Below are 7,465 nucleotides of genomic sequence, written 5' to 3' on the forward strand. Positions count from 1 at the left end.
ATAAAGCATCGCAATTCATATTTTCTGAGCTTATGATAAGTTTTACTTATCTTTATTGCGAAAGCTTGGCGATGCACACAACCCCTCCACCTATCCAATGGCTGCCAGCGTTTGAAAGTGCGGCGCGCCTGCTTAGTTTTCGTAAAGCCGCTGACGAATTATGCGTCAGCCCACCAGCAATAAGTCAGCAGATAAAATCTCTAGAAGAATATATTGGTGTCAGTTTGTTTGACCGAAGCAAAAAGCAGCTAAGGCTCACCGAAGAAGGACATCGCTATTACACGGTAGCAGGGCAGGTTATAAAGGTGCACAGGGAGGGGTACGAACAATTCTCTCGGTCCCTTGGCCCAAATGTACTCCAAGTTAGCGCGCCGATTTTTATCGCTCAAGAGCTGTTGATTCCGAATTATATGAAGTTTAAGCAGTTCGACCCGAAGACCGAACTGCGCATTACAACCGGAAACGAGCTAGTAAGCTTTGATGACCATCAGTTTGACGCAGCAATACGTTTTGGCGCGGGTAAGTGGAGTTCGTTATATGCGCGACCTGTATGCAAAATCGGCTTTTGCTTGATCGCTAGTGAGCGTTATCTAACTGAAAATGGTTTGGATCAACAGACCTTCGTCAACCAAGCGCTGCTTGGAGAAAATACTTTGCTAACACTAAACGAAAACCTGGAGGACTGGGGGCAGATTTTCCCAAACATTGTCGCCAAAGAGCGCATTGTGTGCGACTCATACTTCGCTGCCTTGCGCGCCGCAGAAGAAGGCTTGGGGATTTGCGTAGGGTTAACGCCCATCATTAATCATTGGCTTAAGACACGGCGCGTTGTAAAACTAAACGCGGACCCTATTGAAGCCGAGCTAGCTTATTGGCTGGTTTCGAAGAAAACATCCGAAGAGCTTCCCAGTTTAGATGCTCTTTATAAATGGGCGCATACCTTATTCGCACAGCTAAAGTAATGCAGCCACTTTACTGACGGGCCTTCGCTTTCTGCAGCCTGCTGGCTTTTTCGCTCAAAGCGCTGCGCTGGCAATCGACCTTAGAGTCTTTTCAAAAAAAACACACAACTTCGCCATTTATTCGTTATAGTCTGCGCGTTACAAGGCCCTATCTTCTTATTTTATTGTTTTGGCAGAGCGTATGAGCGAAGAGCAACCGAACAACCCCTTGCATGGAATCACCTTGGAAATGATGGTGACCAGACTTCAAGAACACTATCAATGGGAAGGTCTAGCAAAACGCATCAATATCAACTGTTTCAAAAGCGACCCTTCCATTAAGTCATCATTAAAGTTTCTTCGCCGCACACCATGGGCAAGAGACAAGGTAGAAAGCCTGTATCTAGCCACTTTCGTCAACCCAACCCCTTCCCCTTGGGAAAATAGGAATTAGTTATGAGCCAAGAGAACCCTCAAGAACTTTACGACTTGGACTGCGAAAGCCGTTACGAATACAGCCTTATCCAGATCGTCGAAGAGCGCGAAGTATGGATACTCATCAATCAGAATGAAGAGTTCTTAAAGATCTATTCAGAAGACGAGGAATTTGAATACTTGCCAGTATGGCCAAGTGAAAGTCTGGCTGTTTTCTATGCTCAGGGTGAGACGGATCTAGAAGCAAAATGCCTATCCTTACCAAAGTTTTTAAAGGACTGGGTGCCAGGCCTGACTAAAGACAAACTGGAAATTGGCGTTTTCCCTGGTCTTGATGCAACGGTCTGGGTAACGGAAGCAGAAGACTTTAAGAACGATATCCAAGAAGAGCTGTCTAACCTTTGAGTCGGCATTGCAGTCCAGAGAAACGCTAGCGCCTTGCTACGTTCTTCGTTATTGTAAAACCTCTCGCTTTATCCACCGTAAAGGATGACCTAATGATAGAACTTGAGCCATGGCACTGGGCAGCAATTGGCCTTCTGCTAAGCCTTGTCGAATTTTTCGTTCCAAGCTTCGTGTTTTTGCTGATTGGACTCGCCGCCGTATTTACAGGTGGCATCGCCTACTTGGTTGAACTTGCAACCTATCAGGAGGTTCTTATTTTTGCAGGCCTGAGCGCAGTTGATGTCATCGTTTGGTTTAAGGTCGTTAAACCGAAAATTGGCGATCAATCCACAAGCCATGACCTGCAAACCGCCATGAATACGCAGCTCGGCTATGTCACGTTTAATACCGAAGCCAGCCAACCGGGTAAGCTTCGCTTTAATATCCCAGTGGAAGGCAAAGAGATTTGGGACTACCGCTGCGATCAAGCGTTAAAATTGGGCGATACCGTTCGCATAGTCTCCGTTGAAGAAAACCACTTGTTAATCGTAGAAAAGAAAAAGGAAGCTTTGATATGACCAGTCTTATTCTCGCAGGCTTAATCGCCGCGATCGTCCTCGTTGCTATTTTCAAAAGCATTGTGATGGTGCCGCAAGGCATGCAAGTCGTCGTCGAGCGACTTGGCAAATACCAAAGTACACTCACCCCAGGCTTGAGTTTTATCGTGCCATTTATTGACGTAGCGCGATACACGTTAACAACCAAAGACATCGTTTTAGAGATTCCCAAACAAGAAGTGATTACGAGTGATAACGCGGTAATCGGTGCCAATGCCGTCGCGTACATTGCGATTATGGAGCCGCGCAAAACGGTCTACGGCGTTGAGAATTACGAGTTCGCGATTCAAAACCTCGTCCAAACAACGCTCCGTTCAATCATCGGTGAGATGGCCCTAGACCAAACCTTGTCATCGCGCGACGAGATCAAAGCGAAGCTCTCCGCCAGCCTCTCTGAACAGATAGGAGAGTGGGGTATCAATCTAAAGACAGTCGAGATCCAGGATATATCGCCTAGCGTCACCATGCAGGAAGCGATGGAAGCTCAAGCGTCTGCTGAGCGCTCTCGGCGAGCGACCGTTACCGAAGCAGAAGGACAGCGTGATGCGCAAATTCTAGAAGCGGAAGGTCGTTTGGAGGCATCAAAACGGGATGCCGAAGCCGCAATCGTTCTTGCAAATGCCCAAAAAGAGGCCATTGAGCTGGTCACCAACTCCTTGGGTGATAAAAACATGTCTGCCATGTTCTTATTGGGTGAAAAGTACATTAATAGCATGGAGGGTCTTGCCGCGTCTCCTAACGCGAAAACCATTGTTTACCCCGCAGACCTTGCTGAGACCGCGCGCAAGCTGCTCAAAACAACAGGATAAAACGCGCAAACGAGGGACATCGCTTTTGACTTTCGTCCCTCTTTTTTGCTCGAAAAACCACCTAAACCCGGCGCCGGCTTTAACCCTGAGACGCGTCACCTTTCACGTAAGAATTCGGCGTTTGCCCTGTCCAGCGCTTAAAAGCGCGACTGAAAGCACTAACCTCTGAGAAACCGAGAATAAACGTCAGCTCGGTGATGCTGTATTCTCCTGATTTCAAATGCTGAATGGCGTAATCAGCACGAACGCCATCCACAATATCCTGATACGCAACGCCCTCTTTTTTGAGCTTTCTGTAGAGCGTATTTCGGCTCATATTAAGCCGAGAAGCAACGTAGTCCGCATCTAGCTCGGCATCTGAAATCTTTTTGCTCACAATTGCTTCAACTTTGCTCGCTACCGAAGCGCCCTTCCCCAACGAACTAAGTAAGCGATCTAAGTGCGCGGTAAGTACTTTATAGAGCGAAGGGCTGTTTCGCGGCATTTTATAGGCAAGATAATGTGCATCAAACGCGATTTCGGAATGGCTTTGACCAAACTTAATTGGGCAACGAAACATTTTCTCGTATTCCTCCGGATAATCCGGTTCGGCATGAGCAAAGGCGACGTAACGCATATCAAGGCCGCTTTGAAGCAAGCGCTTTGCCCTATGCGCCGCGATGGTCAGACTATATTCCATCTCGTAGCGACAATACTCAAACCCGTCTTTGACGGAGTATTGAATAACGGCCTCATCACCGCGCTCAAGTATGTTTATCTCGATACTTTGATTGACCAGTTGGTAGTAACGTTGGTAATGCTCAAGCGCCTGTTTCAGCGTCTTACAGTTGAAGAAGACATGTCCCACCAATCCCATACCTTCCATGACATTTCTCGCTGCCAATCGAAGCGCAAGGTCAGGCTTGCCCGTGTATTCAACGGCCTCGCGCCAAAGCGCATAATAGCGATCGAGATTCACTCGGGCTTCTTCGGTATCTAGGTCATCGAGCTTCAAGTCAAGGACGTCACTCAACTTCGACGCTTCATAACCCTTGCGGATAAGGTAGTCGCACAAGATCTTGCAGGTATGCGCCTGCGCACTGTAAAACGCGGTCTTTGGTGCGTTTTGTTGCGGACTGTCGGAAGGAGGCATCAATGTGCTCTTATTGTTAAAGGTTGATACAAATCGTCAATAACTTGGTGCTTCAAGTCAAGAACAACAGGTCTATTGTGCGTAGTATTTCATTCCAGAGGTTAAATTCACCTTGCGACAATATTGGAGAAATCGCTATGGAAATTTTTGTACCACACAACGAACAAGAAGAGCAAAATGTGCAGGCTCTGCAAGATTATCTGTCACAGATGTACTTCTGGAACTAGTTAGAGATCAGGCTTTTCTAAAGGCGCGTCATCGACGCGCCTTTTTTGTTTCTGTATTTTCTGTCCCGCGATATTGATAAGCTCGCGTCACCGCGTTCTTGATCTACACTCAATATAGACGAGTCAACTTGGACTATTCGTCTATCAGCATCAGGTCAAGGAGCAGCACGCAATACCATGAGCATTCCAGCAATTATTACCCAATCTATCGCGCAATTTTCAGATCGCAGTGATTATGAAACACCAGAGCTAGTTCGTCGCGCAGGCGTCAAAGACGAAGAGCGTGTTTGCCTTGTCCTGATGTCTGACGCATTGGGCCGAGCTCAGGTAGTCTATCCCGCAGACCGCATTGTAAACATCGACACCTTAAATCGTGTCATGGGCCGAGAGCTCAAAGTCATCAAGCAAAGTGATCTACAAGGCCTACTCGATCAATATGAGCTGCGTGCGATACCCGCTATTCCGGATATTACAGGCATCCCTCCCATTGTTGATAGCTCCCTTACAGAGAACAACTCTGAGTATGCATTCCTCGATGTCGGCGAACCGGACCAGTTATTAAAAATAAAGCGTAGCCTGCTCAACGACATGCTGGTTAAGGGCCAACAGAATTCCTTTACGCGTCTGATTTCAGACATAAAGCGGCATGACGAAGCGGAGAAAGACCGTGAAGAGATCGTGCAGGCAATTGAGAAATTTACGTCGCTAAGAATCAAGCAGCGCATAGAAGATACCTTAGAGCTTCCGCCACTTCCTCAAAGCGCACAAGATATAATTCGTTTGCGCGCAGACCCAGACGCGAGCAGTGAAGAACTCTCTACCATTGTAGAGAAAGACCCGAGCCTCGCCGCGCAAGTCGTTAGCTGGGCTTCGAGTTCGTTCTACAGCGCACCAGGTAATATTAAGTCGGTGCATGATGCCATTATTCGCGTTCTCGGTTTTGACTTGGTTATGAACCTGTCGATGGGCTTATCGCTTGGAAAAACGCTAAATCTTCCAGAGAACGAACCCGAGGGATTCACCCCCTACTGGCAAAAAGCATTGTGGATGGCATTGGGAACAACCGCATTGATCAGCAAAATCGAACCGGCCTACCGCCCAAGCTTCGGTATGGCCTATCTCTCAGGGTTGTTGCATAACTTTGGTTATCTAGTCCTAGCGCACGTATTCCCGCCGCATCACTCGCTGATTTGTCGCTATCGAGAGGCCAATCCGCACGTTGACTCCTCTCTAATTGAAGCACACTGTCTCGAACTGACAGGCGAGCAGGTTGGTGCCATTTTGATGAATGTATGGTCTCTACCTGATCAGGTAGTTGCGGCGATTCGGCATCAAAAAAATCCGGCGTATGAAGGCGAATTTTGCCAATACCCGAAGGTGTTGCATCTCACTCAATACATGCTCGGAAAGCTCGGAGTAATTCCTCAGACAATCAATACGCCTCCCCATGAAACCTTTGAGTACTTTGGCATATCGGAAGAAACCGCGATGGCCGCATTAGCTCCTCTCGTTGACCACCCCGATGAAGTTACCGGGATGGCTGGCATGATGAAAGGCTAAGAAGGCTTCCAGTTCGCAAGCGCAGCATATTGACCAAGGCTTAGATTTTCCGGTCTCAAGCCTGGGTCGATATTCAGCTCATCCAGCGCCTCTAGCTCAATCACTCCTGCCAAGGCATTGCGAAGTGTCTTTCTTCTTTTCGTAAACGCGGTCTTAACAATCGCTTGCAGTCGATCAATCGATTCAACGGGGTGCGGCAATTCAGTGTGTGGCGTCAGGCGAACAATCGCAGATTCCACTTTTGGAGCAGGTTCAAATGCCTCTGGCCCAACAATAAACAGGGGCTGAACACGGCAATGGTACTGAGTCATAATGCCCAGTCGGCCATAAAGAGACTGCCCCGGAACCGCCGCCATCCGTTCTACGACCTCTTTTTGCAGCATAAAGTGCATGTCCTTCAAATGCGTGATGTTGCTAAGCAAATGAAAGATGAGCGGTGTAGAGATGTTGTACGGCAGATTACCCACAACCCGCAAAGGGTGCTCTTCATCGGCAAGCGCATTAAAGTCGAACTTGAGCGCGTCTGCTTCGTGAATCTCAAAGTCGGGATAATTAAAAAACTTCGTGCGTAGAACGGGAATCAAATCCCGATCCAATTCCACCACTTGAAGCTTTCCATCAAGGCCATCCAACAAGTGTTCTGTCAACGCCCCTAGGCCTGGCCCGATTTCAACCATACGGTCGCCATGACGCGGATTAATACCACTTACAATGCGCGCAATCACAGCATCATCACTTAAAAAGTTCTGCCCAAAGCGCTTACGCGCCTGATGACCTGCTGATTTCCTGCTCTTAGCCATGTTAGAAGCCTATAAAAATAATCGTATTGAACTTTAGAATAGAATGCCGAGAATAACAGCCGCCTGCTCTAGACCTGTCTAAGATCAGAGTTAGATCACGCCTTCGCGCTCACCATCTCAACAGCCATATTAACAGCCGCCTTAAAGCTCCCGGCGTCAATATTGCCGGAACCCGCAAGATCAAGAGCCGTACCATGATCGACGGATGTGCGAATAATGGGTAGACCAAGCGTAATGTTCACCGACTCACCAAAGCCCGCATATTTCAGCACCGGCAGCCCTTGATCATGATACATGGCGAGTACCGCATCAGCGGTATCCAGATACTTGGGGGTAAACAGCGTATCGGCAGGCAACGGCCCAACCAGCGACACGTCCTGACCGAGATATTCCGACATTACCGGCTCAATCACATCGATCTCTTCTCGTCCCATGTGGCCACCTTCTCCTGCATGCGGATTCAAGCCAGCAACCAGAACCCGAGGTGCATTTACCGCAAACTTCTGCCGCATATCGGCAATAAGAATATCGATAACCTGCTTCAATGCGTCATAAGTAAT

The 7,465-nt window shown here is 48.0% G+C and carries 9 protein-coding genes; 6 read left to right on the plus strand and 3 right to left on the minus strand.

What is annotated here, in order from left to right:
- From A3751_RS16830 to A3751_RS16850, 5 genes are all read left to right on the plus strand, one after another.
- On the plus strand, positions 1 to 962 hold a 962-nt coding region (locus A3751_RS16830), incomplete at its 5' end, for a LysR substrate-binding domain-containing protein (RefSeq protein ID WP_068458117.1).
- 181 nt (positions 963 to 1,143) lie between these two features.
- Positions 1,144 to 1,395, plus strand: coding sequence for a VF530 family DNA-binding protein (locus A3751_RS16835; protein WP_068458119.1), 252 nt, complete (start codon positions 1,144 to 1,146; stop codon positions 1,393 to 1,395).
- Between the two features lie 2 nt (positions 1,396 to 1,397).
- Positions 1,398 to 1,781, plus strand: a complete 384-nt coding sequence (locus A3751_RS16840; protein WP_068458121.1) for a DUF2750 domain-containing protein — start codon at positions 1,398 to 1,400, stop codon at positions 1,779 to 1,781.
- Between the two features lie 92 nt (positions 1,782 to 1,873).
- Positions 1,874 to 2,338, plus strand: a complete 465-nt coding sequence (locus A3751_RS16845; RefSeq protein WP_068458124.1) for an NfeD family protein — start codon at positions 1,874 to 1,876, stop codon at positions 2,336 to 2,338.
- Positions 2,335 to 3,186 (plus strand): SPFH domain-containing protein, encoded by an 852-nt coding sequence (locus tag A3751_RS16850; protein ID WP_068458126.1) that lies wholly within the window; start codon positions 2,335 to 2,337, stop codon positions 3,184 to 3,186. The genes A3751_RS16845 and A3751_RS16850 overlap by 4 nt, the downstream gene beginning before the upstream one ends.
- A gap of 79 nt (positions 3,187 to 3,265) precedes the next feature.
- Here A3751_RS16850 and A3751_RS16855 read toward each other — a convergent pair whose 3' ends face one another.
- Entirely contained in the window at positions 3,266 to 4,318 is a 1,053-nt protein-coding gene (locus A3751_RS16855; RefSeq protein ID WP_082863340.1) for an AraC family transcriptional regulator, read from the minus strand.
- A gap of 404 nt (positions 4,319 to 4,722) precedes the next feature.
- On the opposite strand from A3751_RS16855, the gene A3751_RS16860 reads away from it, so the two are divergent.
- Entirely contained in the window at positions 4,723 to 6,105 is a 1,383-nt protein-coding gene (locus A3751_RS16860) for an aminoacyl-tRNA deacylase and HDOD domain-containing protein (RefSeq protein WP_068458128.1), read from the plus strand.
- Here the strand turns inward: A3751_RS16860 and rsmA are convergent.
- Complete coding sequence (gene rsmA / locus A3751_RS16865; RefSeq protein ID WP_068458130.1) at positions 6,102 to 6,905, minus strand: 16S rRNA (adenine(1518)-N(6)/adenine(1519)-N(6))-dimethyltransferase RsmA; 804 nt, start codon at positions 6,903 to 6,905, stop codon at positions 6,102 to 6,104. The two genes, A3751_RS16860 and rsmA, sit on opposite strands and share 4 nt — an antisense overlap.
- A gap of 95 nt (positions 6,906 to 7,000) precedes the next feature.
- Positions 7,001 to 7,465 (minus strand): 4-hydroxythreonine-4-phosphate dehydrogenase PdxA (locus A3751_RS16870; RefSeq protein ID WP_197466438.1); only part of this gene is annotated, 465 nt, incomplete at its 5' end.

It is taken from the genome of Oleiphilus sp. HI0080, assembly GCF_001635135.1.